This is a genomic window from Klebsiella sp. 54 (genome assembly GCF_018223875.1).
Lineage (GTDB): Bacteria > Pseudomonadota > Gammaproteobacteria > Enterobacterales > Enterobacteriaceae > Klebsiella > Klebsiella quasipneumoniae.
Window position 1 is genome coordinate 370,112 of sequence record NZ_JAGRRA010000004.1, and the last position, 17,472, is coordinate 387,583.

Annotated in this window: 19 protein-coding genes and 1 other annotated feature; of the genes, 12 read left to right on the forward strand and 7 right to left on the reverse strand. The window is 55.9% G+C overall.

The genetic code is table 11. The features are described from left to right. Positions 1 to 106 precede the first annotated feature (106 nt). The 6 genes from rpsP (at position 107) to KHQ24_RS13295 (ending at position 4,101) form a co-directional block, all read left to right on the forward strand. Positions 107 to 355, forward strand: coding sequence for a 30S ribosomal protein S16 (rpsP, locus tag KHQ24_RS13270; protein WP_002914149.1), 249 nt, complete (start codon positions 107 to 109; stop codon positions 353 to 355). A gap of 18 nt (positions 356 to 373) precedes the next feature. Then, positions 374 to 922, forward strand: a complete 549-nt coding sequence (gene rimM / locus KHQ24_RS13275; protein ID WP_004150977.1) for a ribosome maturation factor RimM — start codon at positions 374 to 376, stop codon at positions 920 to 922. Positions 923 to 953: 31 nt separating this feature from the next. Beyond that, positions 954 to 1,721, forward strand: coding sequence for a tRNA (guanosine(37)-N1)-methyltransferase TrmD (gene trmD, locus KHQ24_RS13280; protein WP_002914147.1), 768 nt, complete (start codon positions 954 to 956; stop codon positions 1,719 to 1,721). Between the two features lie 39 nt (positions 1,722 to 1,760). Further along, positions 1,761 to 2,108, forward strand: coding sequence for a 50S ribosomal protein L19 (rplS, locus tag KHQ24_RS13285; protein WP_002914145.1), 348 nt, complete (start codon positions 1,761 to 1,763; stop codon positions 2,106 to 2,108). A 119-nt stretch (positions 2,109 to 2,227) separates the two neighbouring features. After that, entirely contained in the window at positions 2,228 to 2,689 is a 462-nt protein-coding gene (locus KHQ24_RS13290; protein ID WP_004206848.1) for a DUF2946 domain-containing protein, read from the forward strand. A gap of 53 nt (positions 2,690 to 2,742) precedes the next feature. Continuing rightward, the gene (locus KHQ24_RS13295; protein WP_064187515.1) at positions 2,743 to 4,101 is read left to right on the forward strand and encodes a PepSY-associated TM helix domain-containing protein; all 1,359 of its coding nucleotides are present in this window, start codon (positions 2,743 to 2,745) and stop codon (positions 4,099 to 4,101) included. An 8-nt stretch (positions 4,102 to 4,109) separates the two neighbouring features. Here the strand turns inward: KHQ24_RS13295 and KHQ24_RS13300 are convergent, their stop codons facing one another. The 3 genes from KHQ24_RS13300 to KHQ24_RS13310 are packed head-to-tail and all read right to left on the reverse strand — an operon-like array spanning position 4,110 to position 6,331. Next, on the reverse strand, positions 4,110 to 4,592 hold the full coding sequence (locus tag KHQ24_RS13300; protein WP_017900643.1) for an OmpA family protein: 483 nt from the start codon (positions 4,590 to 4,592) through the stop codon (positions 4,110 to 4,112). A gap of 13 nt (positions 4,593 to 4,605) precedes the next feature. After that, positions 4,606 to 5,829 carry a diguanylate cyclase DgcN gene (dgcN, locus tag KHQ24_RS13305; protein ID WP_194068678.1) on the reverse strand — a complete coding sequence of 408 codons (1,224 nt, stop codon included), beginning with the start codon at positions 5,827 to 5,829 and terminating at the stop codon, positions 4,606 to 4,608. Further along, the gene (locus tag KHQ24_RS13310; protein ID WP_017900644.1) at positions 5,822 to 6,331 is read right to left on the reverse strand and encodes a YfiR family protein; all 510 of its coding nucleotides are present in this window, start codon (positions 6,329 to 6,331) and stop codon (positions 5,822 to 5,824) included. The genes dgcN and KHQ24_RS13310 overlap by 8 nt, the downstream gene beginning before the upstream one ends. A 342-nt stretch (positions 6,332 to 6,673) precedes the next feature. On the opposite strand from KHQ24_RS13310, the gene aroF reads away from it, so the two are divergent. The 3 genes from aroF (at position 6,674) to KHQ24_RS13325 (ending at position 9,810) form a co-directional block, all read left to right on the forward strand. Beyond that, positions 6,674 to 7,744, forward strand: a complete 1,071-nt coding sequence (gene aroF, locus KHQ24_RS13315; RefSeq protein WP_194068676.1) for a 3-deoxy-7-phosphoheptulonate synthase AroF — start codon at positions 6,674 to 6,676, stop codon at positions 7,742 to 7,744. A 9-nt stretch (positions 7,745 to 7,753) separates the two neighbouring features. Then, positions 7,754 to 8,875 (forward strand): bifunctional chorismate mutase/prephenate dehydrogenase, encoded by a 1,122-nt coding sequence (gene tyrA, locus KHQ24_RS13320; RefSeq protein WP_004206843.1) that lies wholly within the window; start codon positions 7,754 to 7,756, stop codon positions 8,873 to 8,875. A gap of 62 nt (positions 8,876 to 8,937) precedes the next feature. Then, positions 8,938 to 9,810, forward strand: a complete 873-nt coding sequence (locus KHQ24_RS13325) for an SMP-30/gluconolactonase/LRE family protein (protein WP_004206842.1) — start codon at positions 8,938 to 8,940, stop codon at positions 9,808 to 9,810. Here the strand turns inward: KHQ24_RS13325 and pheA are convergent. From pheA to bamD, 4 genes are all read right to left on the reverse strand, one after another. Further along, a complete protein-coding gene (pheA, locus tag KHQ24_RS13330; protein ID WP_023318895.1) occupies positions 9,807 to 10,967 on the reverse strand; it encodes a bifunctional chorismate mutase/prephenate dehydratase in 1,161 nt (386 codons plus the stop codon). The two genes, KHQ24_RS13325 and pheA, sit on opposite strands and share 4 nt — an antisense overlap. Before the next feature lie 24 nt (positions 10,968 to 10,991). Next, positions 10,992 to 11,116, reverse strand: a sequence feature (Phe leader region). Then, entirely contained in the window at positions 11,068 to 11,115 is a 48-nt protein-coding gene (gene pheL / locus KHQ24_RS13335) for a pheA operon leader peptide PheL (protein WP_100250063.1), read from the reverse strand. It overlaps the preceding feature by 48 nt. Before the next feature lie 105 nt (positions 11,117 to 11,221). Next, positions 11,222 to 11,557 (reverse strand): ribosome-associated translation inhibitor RaiA, encoded by a 336-nt coding sequence (gene raiA, locus KHQ24_RS13340; RefSeq protein ID WP_002914111.1) that lies wholly within the window; start codon positions 11,555 to 11,557, stop codon positions 11,222 to 11,224. 271 nt (positions 11,558 to 11,828) lie between these two features. After that, the gene (gene bamD, locus KHQ24_RS13345) at positions 11,829 to 12,566 is read right to left on the reverse strand and encodes an outer membrane protein assembly factor BamD (protein WP_004145664.1); all 738 of its coding nucleotides are present in this window, start codon (positions 12,564 to 12,566) and stop codon (positions 11,829 to 11,831) included. A 131-nt stretch (positions 12,567 to 12,697) separates the two neighbouring features. On the opposite strand from bamD, the gene rluD reads away from it, so the two are divergent. From rluD to clpB, 3 genes are all read left to right on the forward strand, one after another. Then, complete coding sequence (gene rluD, locus KHQ24_RS13350) at positions 12,698 to 13,678, forward strand: 23S rRNA pseudouridine(1911/1915/1917) synthase RluD (RefSeq protein WP_004206840.1); 981 nt, start codon at positions 12,698 to 12,700, stop codon at positions 13,676 to 13,678. After that, complete coding sequence (gene yfiH, locus KHQ24_RS13355; RefSeq protein ID WP_023318894.1) at positions 13,675 to 14,406, forward strand: purine nucleoside phosphorylase YfiH; 732 nt, start codon at positions 13,675 to 13,677, stop codon at positions 14,404 to 14,406. The genes rluD and yfiH overlap by 4 nt, the downstream gene beginning before the upstream one ends. 128 nt (positions 14,407 to 14,534) lie before the next feature. Next, a complete protein-coding gene (gene clpB / locus KHQ24_RS13360; protein ID WP_004206837.1) occupies positions 14,535 to 17,108 on the forward strand; it encodes an ATP-dependent chaperone ClpB in 2,574 nt (857 codons plus the stop codon). The last annotated feature ends 364 nt before the right edge of the window (positions 17,109 to 17,472 follow it).

A 17,472-nucleotide genomic window follows, 5' to 3' on the forward strand; every position in this document is an offset into this window, starting at 1 on the left:
TGATTGCATTTTCCCCAGAAATCAGTAAAATTTTCGGGCTTTTAATATGACACCGGGCTCCGTTCCTCGATGGGGCCCGGTTGTTTTATTCACACAAGAGGATGTTATGGTAACTATTCGTTTAGCACGTCACGGCGCTAAAAAGCGTCCGTTCTACCAGGTTGTTGTCACCGACAGCCGTAATGCACGCAACGGTCGTTTCATCGAGCGCGTTGGTTTCTTCAACCCGATCGCTAACGGTGCGGAAGAAGAAACTCGCCTGGATCTGGATCGTATCGCTCACTGGGTTGGCCAGGGCGCTACTGTTTCCGATCGCGTTGCCGCGCTGATCAAAGCCGCTAACAAAGCAGCTTAATCTGTCACGGTGGTCATGATGAGCAAGCAACACACCGCACAAGCACCTGTTGATCCGATCGTATTGGGGAAAATGGGTTCTTCCTACGGTATCCGTGGTTGGCTCAGAGTGTTTTCCTCCACCGAAGACGCCGAAAGCATTTTTGACTATCAGCCCTGGTTAATCCAGAAGGCGGGTCAGTGGCAGGTTGTTGAGCTGGAAAGCTGGCGCCACCACAATCAGGACATCATCATCAAGCTGAAAGGCGTTGACGATCGTGATGCCGCGAATCTACTGACTAATTGCGAAATTATCGTGGATTCATCGCAGTTGCCGGAGCTGGAAGAGGGTGACTACTACTGGAAAGACCTGATGGGCTGCCAGGTAGTGACGACGGAAGGCTATAGCCTCGGTAAAGTCATCGATATGATGGAAACCGGGTCTAATGACGTGCTCGTCATCAAGGCAAACCTGAAAGATGCATTTGGTATCAAGGAGCGGTTGGTTCCGTTCCTCGATGGGCAGGTTATCAAGAAAGTCGATCTCACTACGCGTACTATCGAAGTAGATTGGGATCCTGGTTTTTAAATTCTCCGGATAAACGGTAAAAGACGGCGCTATGTGGATTGGCATAATTAGCCTGTTTCCTGAAATGTTCCGCGCAATTACCGATTACGGGGTAACTGGCCGGGCAGTAAAAAATGGCCTGCTGAGCATCGAAAGCTGGAGTCCTCGCGACTTCACGCATGACCGGCACCGTACCGTGGACGATCGTCCTTACGGCGGCGGACCGGGGATGCTAATGATGGTGCAACCCTTACGGGATGCCATTCATGCAGCAAAAGCCGCGGCAGGTGAAGGCGCGAAGGTGATTTATCTGTCACCTCAGGGACGCAAGCTTGATCAAGCGGGCGTCAGCGAACTGGCAACGAATCAGAAACTGATTCTGGTGTGTGGTCGTTACGAAGGGATAGACGAGCGCGTAATCCAAACCGAAATTGACGAAGAATGGTCAATCGGCGATTACGTTCTCAGCGGTGGTGAGTTACCGGCAATGACGCTGATTGACTCCGTTTCCCGGTTCATTCCGGGAGTACTGGGCCATGAAGCATCGGCAACGGAAGATTCCTTTGCTGATGGGTTGCTGGATTGCCCCCACTATACCCGTCCTGAAGTGTTAGAAGAGATGGAAGTACCGCCAGTATTGCTGTCGGGAAACCATGCTGAGATACGTCGCTGGCGTCTGAAGCAGTCGCTGGGCCGCACCTGGCTTAGAAGACCTGAACTTCTGGAAAACCTGGCTCTGACTGAAGAGCAAGCAAAGCTGCTGGCGGAGTTCAAAACTGAACACGCGCAACAGCAGCATAAACATGATGGGCAGGCGTGAGCCCCCAATATCAGTTTACCCAGGATAAGAGATTAAATTATGAGCAACATTATTAAGCAACTTGAACAAGAACAGATGAAGCAGGACGTACCTTCCTTCCGTCCGGGTGATACCGTGGAAGTGAAAGTATGGGTTGTTGAAGGTTCCAAAAAACGTCTGCAGGCATTCGAGGGCGTGGTTATCGCTATTCGTAACCGCGGTCTGCACTCTGCATTCACTGTTCGCAAAATTTCCAACGGCGAAGGCGTTGAGCGTGTCTTCCAGACTCACTCTCCGGTAGTTGACAGCATTGCTGTTAAACGTCGTGGTGCTGTACGTAAAGCTAAACTGTACTACCTGCGTGAGCGCACTGGTAAGTCTGCTCGTATCAAAGAGCGTCTTAACTAAGATTCGCTTTCGCGACATCCTGACAAAAAGGGCTGGCCTCAGGGCAGGCCCTTTTTTTATCTTTGTTGTAACCATCGTGATGTAAATCATTTACAATACGCCCTCTATTCGGAGGGGCGGTGGTCAGTAACAGTTTTCAGCAAACGACACCTAAACGGCGAGCCGCCTGGCTGGCGCTGTTGGCGATCCTGCTGATCGTGGTGGCCCCCCTGATCTCCGTCTCCCTGCAAAAAGACCCTATGAGCGCCATGCCCGGCATGCACCACGCCATGATGATGGACAGCTCGCCAGCGAGTATGGCGCAGATGCCCGGCCACGATATGGCGATGATGCACAGCACAGACGGTGCTACGCCTACCGGACACGAACTGCCGCTGGACCATGCCGAAGCCTGTGGCTATTGCGTGCTGTTAGCCCATGTCCCAGGGCTGATTTTCGCGCTGGCGCTGTTCGTCGCCATGCTCCTGCGGCGCATTCGCCTGCCGGCTTCTCGCCCGGTATTAAAACACTGGCGCTACTTTCCCTGGCTCTACCCCGAAACCCGCGCCCCGCCGCGGCTGTCTGCTTTTTCCCTTTCATAAAAATCAATCTGCGCACCGCGCAACGACCTCTTTTGCTTTAAAAAAGGAAAAGTATGACAACCTGCACCTCGCGCGCGGCATGGCTGAACCTGCTGCGTCGCCTCCATTTCTATATCGGGCTGTTTATCGGACCGTTTATCTTTGTCGCAGCCCTGACCGGTACGCTTTATGTGGCGACGCCGCAACTGGAAAACTGGCTCTATCACGATGCGCTGTATGGCCTTCCCGAAGGCACCCCGCAGCCGCTCAGCGCCCAGATTGCGCTGGCAGAAGAAGCGACCCAGGGTAATCTGCGGCTGCTGGCGGTGCGTCCGGCCCCCGTGGTGGGCGAGACCACCCGCATTATGTTTGCCGATCCGCGTCTCGGGGAGTCGGAATCCCGGGCCATTTTTGTCGATCCGATCGCGCTGCGGGTGAAGGGCGATATGACGGTCTACGGCACCAGCGGCATCCTGCCGCTGCGTCAGTGGATTGACTATGCGCATCGTTCGCTGCTGTTGGGCGACATCGGGCGGCTCTACAGCGAACTGGCTGCCTCATGGATGTGGGTGGCCGCGCTGGGGGGCATTGCCCTGTGGGCGATGACGCGTCCAAAACGGCGGATCAATAACGCCCTGCAGAATCATCGTCGGCTGCACGTGACGCTGGGCTGGAGTTTACTGCTGGGCATGCTGCTCTTCTCCGCCACCGGCCTGACCTGGTCGCAATGGGCCGGCGGCAATGTTGATAAAATGCGGGCGGCTTTCGGCTGGTGGACGCCGCAGGTCAATACCCTGCTGCACGGTGAGGCACCGATGGCACACGATCCCCATGCCGGGCATCACAGGGAGGCGATGGCCATGACCCAGCATCAGCCCGCGCAGTTTGACCGGGCACTGGCGGTGGCCCGTCAGGCGGGGCTGAACGCCAGCCGGCTGGAGATCCGTCCCCCGGTATCAGACGGACGCGCCTGGACGGTGAATGAGATCGACCGCCGCTGGCCGACGCAGGTGGATGCGGTAGCGATCGATGGCGCCACGATGGAGGTGGTGGATCGCACCCATTTTGCCGACTTTCCTCTGATGGCGAAACTTACCCGCTGGGGCGTCGATTTCCATATGGGGATCCTCTTCGGTCTGGCGAATCAACTGCTGCTGGTGGGGTTTGGCTGTGCGCTGTGCGTAACCATCGCCGTGGGGTACCGGCTGTGGTGGATGCGCCGTCCGCCTCAGGCCGTCTGGGATCCGGCGCATTCGCTGCTGCGGGCGTGGCTGTCGCTCGCCTGGCCTGCCCGTGGGCTGGTGCTGGGGATAGCGTTAGCCCTGGGTCTGGCCATGCCGTTGATGGGCATCAGCCTGGTGTTGTTCATTGCCGTTGACTACCTGCGCTGGCGCGCGGCAACGGCAATGAGGATGGCGAAGTCCAGCGATTAAGCGGACGTTTACGGCGTGCTGATGACCACCGTAACCCGGCGGTTTTCAGCGCGCCCGGCCGCGGTGTCGTTGCTGGCGATCGGGTATTTTTTGCCAAGGCCGCGGGTGACTAAATTACTGCGCGGGATATGGGCGCCTTCCGCCCAGGCATCGGCTACGCTGTTGGCCCGCTTAAGCGACAGGGCTTCGTTATAGCTATCCTCACCATAATTATCGGTGTGGCCTTCAAGGCGGCTATGCGTTATCCCAGTTGTCGCCAGCCGCGAGGCCATTTGGGTGATCTGCTGGCGGCTGTCGGGACGTAGTCGGTAGTCATTCTTGTCAAACAGGATGCTATCGGATAAGCCCAGGGACCAATCGCCGTTGCTTTCAGTGAAGCCGTAAGATTTCATCGCCGCCACCTGCTCGGGGGTAAATTTTCCCTGAGGAGCCTGGCAACCTGTCAAAAGCGCCGCCGCCATCAGGGCGGGGGCGAAATATTTCGTGATCATAATGCGTCCTTTATTATTTCAGCGTCTGCTGGATACGTTGGTTTTTCATCCGATACATATTCTGATCGGCAAGTTCTTGCAGTGATTCCGCAGTGGCGTGCTCCCACGCCAGGGCATAACCGACGCTCAGCGAGAGCGTGGCGCTATGGCCATTGTGCAGATTGAATGGCGGAAGAAATTGTTCCGACAGCGCCTGGCACAGGGCCTGGACTTCTGCTTCCGAGCGCACCTCGCGCAGCAGAACGGCAAACTCATCGCCGCCGAGACGCCACGCCAGATGGCGTTTACCGGCGAAAGTCATCAGGCGGCTGGCGACTTCCATCAGCACTTTATCGCCCGTCGCATGTCCCCAGTTGTCGTTGATCAATTTGAAGTTATCGCCATCGAGAAACAGTAACGCTGAGGTCTGGTGATCCACTTCATTTTTCATCAGCTCGGCAAGCGCGTTGCGAAAGGCGGCGCGGTTAGCCAGGCCGGTCAACGGATCGTGTAACGAGCTGCGCAACAGCTGAGCATTTTTGGCCTGCAGCTGGCGCTGCCAGTCCTCCATCTCCCCCAGCAGACTGTTAAAGTCCTGGGCAAACAGATGGAACTCCTCGATACGCTCCTCCGGCACCCGCCGGGAGAAGTGGCGGTTTTCGCGAATATCATGCACGACCTCGGTGATGCTCTGCAGGGCGGCGACGATCCCCCGGTGCAGAGAGTGGGTCAGCAGCAGGCCGATAAACGAGGCGAGCAGAATGCTGCCTGTCAGTACCAGAATCGAGATGCCGAGAAAGTGGCTAATTAGTTCATCAAGCGCGGTTAGTCGCAGCTCGCCGATTTGTTTGCCCTGGTGCCAGATGGGCTGCACCGTGGGCTCCGGAAACAGCCATTTACTGATAAGGCCGCTCACTTGTTCTTTGTTGGCCAGCGGTTCGTGGCGCCATGCGGCGAAGGGCTGCTTCTGGCCGTTGAGCACGATTGCCTGGGAAATCTGCCCTTGCTTCCCCAGCGAAGCGAGGGTCTCCTCTGCTGCCGCGCTGTCGCCAAACACCAGGGCGGCTTCGAGACTGCGGCCCATGGTCGCGGCAGTGAGCTCAAGGTTTTTCTGCGCGTACTGCTTGAGCGTGAAGATAGAGGCCGTGCTCAGCAGCAGCCAGACCAGCGTCATGGAAATCACCACGCTTATCACGCTAATGCGACGCAGCGCGCGTTTGAACGTCGGGCGCGATGTCTGTGAAAAGTCCTTATTCATGTGGTTTCTTCCGGGCAAGCATCAGGACGTCCGGGTTAACCCGAACCCCGCTGTGCGTCAGAACGTCCAGATTAACGGAGAAGCGGACCCTGTCGTCGTTGATGATCAGGCAAAACGCGCTACCAATTGAGCAATCCGTATTTTGTTCTGCGATGAGTAACAGCGGCCTCGAGCCATAGCGGCGAGTTAATTCCGACTGTTGGGTCGGCGATTCGCTGCCAAAATAAAAACCATCGCAGGTTGTTTTTAACGCTTCTTCACTATTACGTACTATCACCGGTTGATAGGGCAATGCATCCGGATCTTCATGAGCCAGGCTATGGGTGAAGCGTGATGAGGCAAAAATGCACAGCTTCGGCGCCCCTGTTAATGACGGCCAACGGGTATAGGTCACGATCCCGGAAACAATCGCGCGAACATGTTCTGAAGGTCCGGCAGCAAAAACAGGAGATACCGCGATGAGAAAAAATACAGTCAATAAAAGACGGTGTAATACTGTCATTAACGCTTCCGTCAAATTCGCCCTGGCGCGGGAAAAGCCGCTGCCGATGCCCGGCGAAGAATATCACTGATAGCAAAACCCGTCATTAGATGCGCCCTTTGCTTTGGGACAAATCTCACCAGGATTTTTCGTAATGCCGATGGCTCTGATGAGCCATTTTGGCGCGATTTCGCTATGTGTAAATATTTTTGTACGTTTAACGCCGTGGTAAGTGCCAATTAATTTATTTGTGTAAAGTAAAATTTACGGAATATGGATTGAATTCTTTACTTTGTATGGTATCGTTACGTCATGCCCGCTGAGGCAACCCCTATCGCAAACGAGCTACACAGGATCGCAATCATGCAAAAAGACGCGCTGAATAACGTACATATTACCGACGAACATGTGTTAATGACCCCGGAGCAACTGAAGGCGGAATTCCCCCTGAGCGTTGAACAGGAAGCGCAGATCGCGCACGCCCGTGAAACCATCTCCGATATCATCGCCGGCCGCGATCCGCGCCTGCTGGTGGTTTGCGGTCCTTGCTCCATTCACGATCCGGAAGCTGCGATCGAATATGCTCGTCGGTTTAAAGCCCTTGCCGCAGAGGTCAGCGATAGCCTCTACCTGGTGATGCGCGTCTATTTTGAAAAACCCCGTACTACCGTCGGCTGGAAGGGGCTGATTAACGACCCGCATATGGATGGTTCGTTTGATGTTGAAGGCGGCCTGAAGATTGCGCGTCGTCTGCTGGTCGAGCTCGTGAATATGGGACTGCCGCTGGCGACGGAAGCGCTGGATCCCAACAGCCCGCAGTACCTTGGGGATCTGTTCAGCTGGTCCGCCATCGGCGCGCGAACCACGGAATCTCAGACGCACCGCGAAATGGCCTCTGGTCTTTCCATGCCGGTAGGCTTTAAAAATGGCACCGACGGCAGCCTGGCCACGGCCATCAACGCCATGCGCGCCGCGGCGATGCCGCACCGTTTCGTCGGTATCAACCAGGCCGGGCAGGTCTGCCTGCTGCAAACGCAGGGTAACCCGAACGGCCATGTGATCCTCCGCGGCGGTAAGGCGCCAAACTACGGTCCGGACGATGTGGTGAAATGCGAAAAAGAGATGGCGCAGGCGGGACTGAAGCCGTCGCTGATGGTAGATTGCAGTCATGGGAACTCCAATAAAGATTTCCGCCGCCAGCCGGCCGTGGCTGAATCCGTTGTCGCGCAGATTAAAGATGGCAATCGCTCCATTATCGGCCTGATGATTGAGAGTAATATCCACGAGGGCAATCAGTCCTCTGAACAGCCGCGTGAGGCGATGAAATACGGCGTTTCGGTAACGGATGCCTGCATCAGCTGGGAAACCACCGATGCGCTACTGCGTGAACTGGATAAGGATCTCCGCGGCCACCTGGCGGCCCGTTTGGTGTAAGAGGAAAGTATGGTTGCTGAACTGACCGCGTTACGCGATCAAATTGATGAAGTAGATAAAGCGTTGCTTAGCCTGCTGGCTAAGCGCCTGGAACTGGTGGCCGAAGTCGGCGAGGTGAAGAGCCAGTATGGCCTGCCGATTTACGTCCCGGAACGCGAGGCGGCGATGCTCGCCTCCCGGCGAGAAGAGGCGGCTGCGCTCGGCGTTCCGCCGGATCTGATCGAGGACGTTCTGCGTCGCGTGATGCGCGAATCCTATTCCAGCGAAAACGACAAAGGCTTCAAAACCCTTTACCCGAATCTGCGGCCGGTAGTGATCGTCGGCGGCGGCGGGCAGATGGGGCGTCTGTTTGAGAAGATGTTAACGCTGTCCGGCTACCAGGTGCGCATTCTGGAAAAAGAGGACTGGGCGCGGGCGACGGATATCGTCGCCGATGCCGGCATGGTCATTGTCAGCGTGCCGATTCACACCACCGTGGAGACGATCGCCAGGCTGCCGCCACTGCCGGCGGATTGCATTCTGGTCGACCTTGCCTCGGTTAAAGCAGAGCCGCTGCAGGCGATGCTGGCGGCGCATCAGGGCCCGGTACTCGGCCTGCACCCGATGTTCGGTCCGGACAGCGGCAGCCTTGCCAAGCAGGTGGTAGTCTACTGCGATGGCCGCCAGCCAGAGGCCTATCAGTGGTTCCTCGAGCAAATTCAGGTCTGGGGCGCGCGCCTGCATCGCATCAGCGCGGTGGAGCACGATCAGAACATGGCCTTTATTCAGGCGTTGCGCCACTTTGCCACCTTCGCCTATGGGCTGCATCTGGCGGAAGAGAATGTGCGCCTTGAGCAGTTGCTGGCACTCTCGTCACCCATTTACCGGCTGGAGCTGGCGATGGTGGGCCGTCTGTTTGCCCAGGATCCGCAGCTCTACGCCGACATTATTATGTCTTCGGAAAACAACCTGGCGCTGATTAAGCGCTACTACCAGCGGTTTGGCGAGGCGATCGGTCTGCTGGAGCAGGGCGATAAGCAGGCGTTTATCGATAGCTTCCGTAAAGTCGAACACTGGTTTGGCGATTACGCCCAGCGTTTCCAGAGCGAGAGCCGCACGCTGCTGCGTCAGGCGAACGATAATCGGCAGTAAAGCGAAAAAGGTGTATACAATAAAGCCAGCGACCGCTGGCTTTTTTTATAGGGATGACAACGATGGCTGAACCACAACCGCTGTTTGACTACACCGGATACCTGCCGGAATGCCCGACCTGGAGCGAGGCAGAGCAGGCCCTCTACTGGGCCGATATTATGGAATGTGAAATTCACCGCTACGATACCCGCAGCGGCGAACACCAGGTGCTGCAATTTCCGGAGGAGGTCGGCTGTTTTTCCTTGCGCGAGAAGGGCGGGTTTATCGTTGCATTGCGCAGCGGTATCTGGCTGACCGACGCCCACGGTCTGCTACGGCGTAAAGTCTGCGATAACCCGAGCAATCCGGAACTGGCGCGGTTTAACGATGGCGGGACCGATCGCGATGGGCGCTTTTATGCCGGCACCTTCTGGGGCCCGGGGGATTATAACGGCGCGCTGCTGATGCGGGTCGATAACGACCTGAAGCCGACGGTGATCCAGTGTGACATCCATGGCGCCAACGGTCTGGCGTTTAGCGCCGACCGGCGCTGGATGTATACCTCCGATACGCCGAACGCCGTGATCTACCGTACGCCGCTGGATGAGCAGGGTGAGCCTGGCCGGCGCGAAGTCTTTCGCCGTTTTCAGCCTGGCGAAGGGATACCGGACGGGGCGGCGATTGACGTGGAGGGGTGTTACTGGAGCGCAATGTTTGACGGCTGGCGGATCGCCCGTTTCTCTCCGCAGGGTGAGGAGCTGGAGTCCTACCCGATGCCGGTACGTTGCCCGACGATGGTCTGCTTTGGCGGGGCGGATATGCAAACGCTCTATATCACCACCACCCGGGAAAACATGGAGGACGATGAGCTGGCGCAGTATCCGCTGTCCGGCGCCATCTTCACCCTGCCGGTGGCGGTGGCAGGGATGAAGAAATTACCGTTCCGCGAACGTTAAACCGGATCCACCGGCACGACGTTTTCGCTGGGGTAGCAACCGAGAACCTTCATGGAGCGGGTGATCTCCGCCAGCTCCTTCAGCGCCTTGCGCATGGGCAGCGAGTCCAGGTTTGCCTGAATATCGAGATAAAACATCTCTTCCCACGGATTGCCATGGATGGGGCGAGATTCCAGTTTGGTCATGATCAGATTGTGATTGCGCAGCACCAGTAAGGCCTCCACCAGGGCACCCGCCTGCTGACCGGTCGCCATTAACAGCGTGGTCTTCGCCGGAACCTGATCGGAGACGTTCACCGCTTTGCGCGCCAGAACGAGGAAGCGCGTAATATTCTGCGTCTGGTTGGCCTGGCAGTGCTCCAGCACCTGCAGGCCGTACAGAGCGCCGCCCGCTTCGCTGCCCAGCGCCGCGACGGTCGGGGCGTTCGCCTGCGCGACTTTTTCCATCGCCGCTGAGGTGCTCTCGGTATATTCAATCTTCCAGTGCGGGTAGCGACTCAGATACTGGCTACACTGCTGGAACGGTTGCGGATGGCTGTAGACGGTCTGAATTTTATCGGCATCCGTCGAGGTGCTGACCAGTACGCAATGATCGATAGGGATCGTCAGCTCGCCTACGATCGACAGGCTGGTGTGCTGCAGCAGATCGTAGACATCGTTGATCCCGCCGGAGCTGGTGTTTTCAATCGGCACTACGGCGTAATCGGCCTGGCCGGTTTCCACCTGATTAAAAATATCGGCGAACTTCGCGCAGCCGCTTTCAATAAACTGCTCAAAGTGGCGAGCGGCGTACTGACGCGCCGCCAGATGTGAATAAGAGCCTTTGGGACCGAGGAACGCCACGCGAGCCGAATGCGGGTTAATTTTATTCAAATGCTGCTGCAGCAGGGTTTGCTGGGTCAGTACAGAGTCTTCGATAATCAGCTGGAACAGGCGGGTGATGTAATGAGCGTCCAGATTATGGCGCTTGCCGAGGGTCATCAGACGCTCCAGCAGATCGCGTTCGCGGTCAATATCACGCACCGGGCGATGGGAGGCCAGTTTGGCTTTACCAACCTCAACAGCCAGCCCGCGACGCTCCGCCAGCAGAGCAAGCAGTTTCTCATCCAGCGCGCTTATCTTGTCGCGCAGCGCCAGTAATGGGTTTTCCTCGGTCATAGATGTTGCCTTTGTTGTTATCCAATAAAAAAGGCCTCCCGGGTGGGAGGCCTTATTGTTCGTCTTCGCATTCTTTCTTATACGACGAATTGCCTCCCGGTCATGGGAAGGTAAAAAAGAATGCGAAGAAGAACGGGACGAGTTTCATGATGAATTCCTTTAAGTAGTGGGGATTACAGTACCTGTACTGTTTTCACTCTGTCAATAAAAAACGCGCCCGAAGGCGCGTGGCATGACACAACTTAAGTTAAGGATTACTCTTCTTCTTCCACAAAGCCTGCCTCTTTCACCGACGTCGCGGCGCGGCGGGCTTCCCCTTTGTGTTGCACTTTATTGAGCTGCCGTTCCAGCTTGTTGATCAATTCGTTAATGGCGGCGTACATATCTTCATGACGCGCACTGGCAACCAGATGGCCGTTTGGCGTGTTGATGGTTGCATCGGCGATAAAACCCTGCGGCTCCTTAGACAGAATGATGTGCGGGTTAATTAAATGAGTTTGCCACTTATCCAGTTTGGCGAGACGGTCTGCGACATGCTGGCGGATTGCCGGAGTAATTTCCATTTGTTTACTGGTAATGTTCATTGTCATAAATTTTACCTCTTGTCTTTCCCGTCTTGGTGAATCCAGCATACCTTTCCTAATGTCAAAATGTGTGATCTAAATCACGTTTTATTGTCACTTTTTGTCAACGAATTCATTTTGTGAGACAGGGCAGGAAGAAGTGAGATTTTACTTGTCGAACCTGCCAAAGCAGGCCATATTTGATGAGTTAACTCGACGCTAAACCGCTTCAGCTAACCAGGATAACGAATAAAAAAACGGCAGCCAGTGGCTGCCGTTTGCGATCCATGAGTCAGGCTCAGGTGTTCTTACTGTTCGCGGCGATAATCTTCGCGACTTTGTCCGCCTGAGCATTCATCTGCATTTGACGATAGGCATTTTCCATCTTCGGCAGGGCATCGCGGGTGGCCTGGGTATCCGGATAGTTACGCATCATACCTTCCACGCGGTTAACGACGGCAACCCATGCGCCGCGGTCGGTATAGTAATCCACCACCGACAGCTCATACTTCGCCAGGCGATCTTTCAGGAATACCATGCGCTTATAGGCGTCCGTGGCATACTGGCTGTTCGGGTAGCCACGTACCAGTTTGGAGAAGTCATTGAAGGCATCGCGCGCGTGCTGCGGATCGCGGTCGGAACGATCGACGCCGAAGAAGCCCTGCAGGGCGCTGTCATCCAGAGCCATGTTGGTCAGGCCGCGCATATAGATGACGTAGTCGATGTTCGGATGGGTGGGATTCAAGCGCATGAAGCGATCGATGGCCGCTTGAGCCAGCGGCAGATCGGCGTTTTTGTAATACGCATAAATCAGATCCAGCTGTACCTGTTGGGAATAAGGGCCGAATGGATAACGGTTATCCAACGCTTCCAGTTGCGTTATCGCCTGTTTCCAGTTACCGTCCTGCAGTTTTTGCTGGGCGGTCGCGTAGATTTCATTCGGCGGATTATCAGGCACCTCTTCCTTAGAGCCGGAGCAACCCACCAAAGCCAGGCTCAGTGTGGCGGCTGCCACCAGGTATTTCATGCGCGTCATGACGTTTTGACTTCCTCAAAATGTTTATGCGGGAGAATCTCTGTTCCTGCTCCCGATTAAGACCAGCTACAATAGCACACTATATTAAACGGCAAAGCCGTAAAACCCAACGTTAAACGAAGAAGCTGTATATGGCACAACGAGTACAACTCACCGCAACGGTGACCGAAAATCAACTCGGTCAACGCTTAGATCAGGCTTTGGCCGAATTGTTCCCTGATTATTCGCGATCGCGGATAAAAGAATGGATCCTCGACCAACGCGTATTAGTCAATGGCACCATTGGCGATAAACCGAAAGAAAAAGTGCTGGGGGGAGAACGCATCGCTATCGATGTGGAAATCGAAGAAGAGGCGCGCTTCCAGCCGCAGGATATTCCGCTCAATATCGTTTACGAAGATGATGACATCATCGTGATCAACAAACCGCGCGATCTGGTTGTACATCCTGGCGCGGGCAACCCTGACGGTACTGTGCTGAATGCGCTGCTGCACTACTATCCGCCTATTGCCGATGTGCCGCGTGCGGGGATCGTCCATCGTCTGGATAAAGACACCACCGGTCTGATGGTGGTGGCGAAAACCATTCCAGCGCAAACCCGGCTGGTGGAGTCGCTGCAGCTGCGCGAGATCACCCGTGAATACGAAGCGGTGGCGATCGGTCATATGACCGCCGGCGGTACGGTTGAAGAACCGATCAGCCGTCATCCGACCAAGCGTACCCATATGGCGGTGCACCCGATGGGCAAACCGGCGGTGACCCACTACCGCATTATGGAACATTTCCGCATCCATACCCGCCTGCGCCTGCGTCTGGAAACCGGTCGTACGCATCAGATCCGCGTGCATATGTCGCATATCACCCATCCGCTGGTAGGCGACCAGGTGTATGGCGGCCGCCCGCGTCCGCCGAAGGGCGCGTCGGAGGAGTTCATCACCGCGCTGCGTAAATTCGACCGCCAGGCGCTGCACGCCACCATGCTACGTCTGTACCACCCGATTACCGGCATTGAAATGGAGTGGCACGCGCCCATCCCACAAGATATGGTCGAGCTCATCGAGGCGATGCGCGCCGATTTTGAAGCCCATAAGGACGATATTGACTGGTTATGACTAAACTGATTGTACCGCAGTGGCCAATGCCCGGCAGCGTGGCGGCCTGTAGTTCTACCCGCATCGGCGGCGTGAGTCTGCCGCCCTATGACTCGCTCAACCTGGGCGCCCATTGCGGCGACAATCTGCAGCATGTCGAAGAAAACCGGCGGAGGATGTTTGCCGCCGGCGGCTTACCGTCTTATCCGGTTTGGCTTGAGCAGGTTCATGGTACCGATGTGCTCACGCTGGACGGCGGACCCTATCCGTCGAAACGCGCGGATGCCTCTTATAGCCGTACGCCAGGGACTGTCTGCGCGGTGATGACCGCTGACTGCCTGCCGGTCCTGTTCTGTAACCGCGCCGGTACCGAAGTCGCCGCGGCGCATGCGGGATGGCGCGGCTTATGCGAAGGGGTTCTGGAAGAGACGGTCGCCCGTTTCGCCGATAAAGCCGAAAACATTATGGCGTGGCTGGGACCCGCCATCGGTCCGCAGGCGTTTGAGGTGGGCCCAGAAGTTCGCGACGCTTTTATGGCTAAGGATGAGAATGCGCATCAGGCTTTTCGTCCGGCAGGCGAAAAATATTTTGCTGATATCTACCAGCTGGCTCGGCAGCGCCTGGCAAACGTCGGCGTTGAGCAGATTTTCGGCGGCGATCGCTGCACGCTAAGCGAAAAGGATGATTTTTTCTCTTACCGGCGCGACAAGACCACCGGTCGTATGGCAAGTTTCATTTGGCTGATATAACCTAGAGAATCAAGACGATCCAGAAGGCAAACTTATTTTTCGCATAGTTCAGGTCTTTAACCTTGAATAATTGAGGGATGACCTCATTTAATCTCCAGTAGCAAATTTGACCTGTTATGGGAGGAGTTATGCGTCTGGATCGTCTTACCAATAAATTCCAGCTTGCTCTTGCCGATGCCCAGTCGCTTGCACTCGGGCACGACAACCAATTCATCGAACCTCTTCATTTAATGAGCGCCTTGCTGAATCAGGAAGGGGGATCGGTACGTCCTTTATTAACCTCGGCGGGCGTGAATGCCGGGAAACTGCGCACTGACATCGAACAGGCTCTGAGCCGTTTACCGCAGGTGGAAGGCACCGGCGGCGATGTGCAACCTTCTCAGGATTTAGTGCGGATCCTGAACCTTTGCGACAAGCTGGCGCAAAAGAAAAAGGACAACTTTATATCGTCAGAACTGTTTGTTCTGGCGGCGCTTGAATCACGCGGTACGCTGACCGACCTTTTAAAATCCGCCGGAGCAACAACCGCCAACGTGACTCAGGCGATTGAACAAATGCGCGGAGGTGAAAGCGTGAACGATCAGGGTGCCGAAGACCAACGTCAGGCATTGAAGAAATTTACCGTCGATCTCACCGAGCGTGCCGAACAGGGCAAGCTGGACCCGGTTATCGGCCGTGATGAAGAGATCCGCCGTACCATTCAGGTACTGCAGCGCCGTACCAAAAACAATCCGGTGCTGATTGGTGAACCCGGGGTGGGTAAAACCGCTATCGTCGAAGGCCTGGCGCAGCGTATCGTCAACGGCGAAGTGCCGGAAGGGCTGAAAGGCCGCCGGGTGCTGGCGCTGGATATGGGCGCGCTGGTGGCCGGGGCGAAATACCGCGGTGAGTTTGAAGAGCGTCTGAAAGGCGTGCTGACCGACCTGTCGAAACAGGAAGGCAACGTCATTCTGTTTATCGACGAACTGCATACCATGGTTGGCGCTGGTAAAGCCGACGGCGCGATGGACGCGGGCAACATGCTGAAGCCGGCACTGGCGCGTGGTGAACTGCACTGCGTCGGGGCGACGACGCTCGACGAATACCGTCAGTACATTGAAAAAGACGCTGCGCTGGAGCGCCGCTTCCAGAAGGTGTTCGTCGCCGAGCCGTCGGTAGAAGATACCATCGCTATTCTGCGCGGTCTGAAAGAACGTTATGAACTGCACCACCATGTGCAGATCACCGACCCGGCTATCGTGGCGGCGGCGACCTTGTCGCATCGCTACATTGCCGACCGTCAGCTGCCGGATAAAGCCATCGACCTTATCGATGAGGCGGCGTCCAGCATCCGTATGCAGATCGACTCAAAGCCGGAAGAGCTGGACCGTCTCGATCGCCGTATCATCCAGTTGAAACTGGAGCAGCAGGCGCTGAAGAAAGAGTCTGATGAGGCGAGTCTGAAGCGTCTTGATATGCTCAACGAGGAGCTGGCGGATAAAGAACGGCAGTACTCGGTGCTGGAAGAAGAGTGGAAAGCGGAAAAAGCGTCCCTCTCCGGCACCCAGACCATCAAAGCCGAGCTGGAGCAGGCGAAAATCGCCATCGAACAGGCGCGTCGCGTCGGTGACCTGGCGCGGATGTCCGAGCTGCAGTACGGCAAAATTCCGGAACTGGAGAAACAGCTGGCGGCAGCCACTCAGTCCGAAGGAAAAACCATGCGTCTGCTGCGTAATAAAGTGACGGATGCTGAAATCGCCGAAGTGCTGGCCCGCTGGACCGGTATCCCGGTCTCCCGCATGATGGAAAGCGAGCGTGACAAACTGCTGCGTATGGAGCAGGAACTGCATCATCGGGTGATTGGTCAGGATGAGGCGGTTGAAGCAGTATCTAACGCTATTCGCCGTAGCCGTGCCGGGCTGTCCGATCCGAACCGGCCGATTGGTTCATTCCTGTTCCTCGGTCCGACCGGGGTCGGTAAAACCGAGCTGTGTAAAACGCTGGCTAACTTTATGTTCGACAGCGACGACGCAATGGTGCGTATCGATATGTCCGAGTTTATGGAGAAACACTCCGTCTCGCGTCTGGTCGGTGCGCCTCCGGGATACGTCGGTTATGAAGAGGGCGGTTACCTGACCGAGGCGGTGCGCCGTCGTCCTTATTCCGTCATCCTGCTGGATGAAGTGGAAAAAGCGCACCCGGATGTGTTCAACATTCTGCTGCAGGTACTCGACGACGGGCGCCTCACCGATGGCCAGGGGAGAACGGTCGACTTCCGTAACACGGTGGTCATCATGACCTCGAACCTCGGTTCCGATTTGATTCAGGAACGGTTCGGCGAGCTGGATTACGGACATATGAAGGACCTGGTGCTGGGGGTTGTCAGCCAGAACTTCCGTCCGGAGTTCATCAACCGTATCGATGAAGTGGTGGTCTTCCATCCGCTGGGTGAGAAACACATTGCTTCTATTGCCCAGATCCAGCTGCAGCGTCTGTATAAACGTCTGGAAGAGCGCGGATATGAAGTGCGGATGTCCGATGAGGCGCTGAAGTTGCTAAGCGCCAACGGATACGATCCGGTATACGGCGCGCGGCCACTGAAACGCGCTATTCAGCAGCAGATTGAGAACCCGTTGGCCCAGCAGATACTTTCCGGTGAGCTGATTCCGGGTAAAACCGTCGAGCTGGTAGTGAAAGACGACCGTATCGTGGCAGTGCAGTAAGTCACAAAACGACAAAAACGGGCCCAGCGGGCTCGTTTTTGTTTAAAAACCAGGCAAGAATTAAAGCTCAACACCTGATTTGGTTGAAAAGTGAGCGATTGAATTCTTTTTTTGAATTTATCCTTGTCACTTCAGAATTACCCCCTATAATGCGCCTCCACTGACACGGAACAACGGCAAGCAAGCCGCCGGGGCAGCAGGATTCAACGGCGAAAGATAACGTTGAAGCCGACAGAGAAAAGCAAAATAAGCGCTTGACTCTGAATGAGGAAAACGTATTATACGGGACCTCGCGACAGAGCGCTAAAGCGCGTCACAACTGCTCTTTAACAATTTATCAGACAATCTGTGTGGGCACTCAAAG

Coding starts and splice junctions, on each gene's coding strand:
- rplS (WP_002914145.1), top strand. CDS start 1,761: ATGAGCAACATTATTAAGCAACTTGAACAAGAACAGATGAAGCAGGAC.
- KHQ24_RS13310 (WP_017900644.1), bottom strand. CDS start 6,331: ATGACAGTATTACACCGTCTTTTATTGACTGTATTTTTTCTCATCGCG.
- rimM (WP_004150977.1), top strand. CDS start 374: ATGAGCAAGCAACACACCGCACAAGCACCTGTTGATCCGATCGTATTG.
- KHQ24_RS13295 (WP_064187515.1), top strand. CDS start 2,743: ATGACAACCTGCACCTCGCGCGCGGCATGGCTGAACCTGCTGCGTCGC.
- raiA (WP_002914111.1), bottom strand. CDS start 11,557: ATGACAATGAACATTACCAGTAAACAAATGGAAATTACTCCGGCAATC.
- rpsP (WP_002914149.1), top strand. CDS start 107: ATGGTAACTATTCGTTTAGCACGTCACGGCGCTAAAAAGCGTCCGTTC.
- tyrA (WP_004206843.1), top strand. CDS start 7,754: ATGGTTGCTGAACTGACCGCGTTACGCGATCAAATTGATGAAGTAGAT.
- bamD (WP_004145664.1), bottom strand. CDS start 12,566: ATGACGCGCATGAAATACCTGGTGGCAGCCGCCACACTGAGCCTGGCT.
- clpB (WP_004206837.1), top strand. CDS start 14,535: ATGCGTCTGGATCGTCTTACCAATAAATTCCAGCTTGCTCTTGCCGAT.
- trmD (WP_002914147.1), top strand. CDS start 954: ATGTGGATTGGCATAATTAGCCTGTTTCCTGAAATGTTCCGCGCAATT.
- aroF (WP_194068676.1), top strand. CDS start 6,674: ATGCAAAAAGACGCGCTGAATAACGTACATATTACCGACGAACATGTG.
- rluD (WP_004206840.1), top strand. CDS start 12,698: ATGGCACAACGAGTACAACTCACCGCAACGGTGACCGAAAATCAACTC.
- yfiH (WP_023318894.1), top strand. CDS start 13,675: ATGACTAAACTGATTGTACCGCAGTGGCCAATGCCCGGCAGCGTGGCG.
- pheA (WP_023318895.1), bottom strand. CDS start 10,967: ATGACCGAGGAAAACCCATTACTGGCGCTGCGCGACAAGATAAGCGCG.
- dgcN (WP_194068678.1), bottom strand. CDS start 5,829: ATGAATAAGGACTTTTCACAGACATCGCGCCCGACGTTCAAACGCGCG.
- KHQ24_RS13325 (WP_004206842.1), top strand. CDS start 8,938: ATGGCTGAACCACAACCGCTGTTTGACTACACCGGATACCTGCCGGAA.
- KHQ24_RS13300 (WP_017900643.1), bottom strand. CDS start 4,592: ATGATCACGAAATATTTCGCCCCCGCCCTGATGGCGGCGGCGCTTTTG.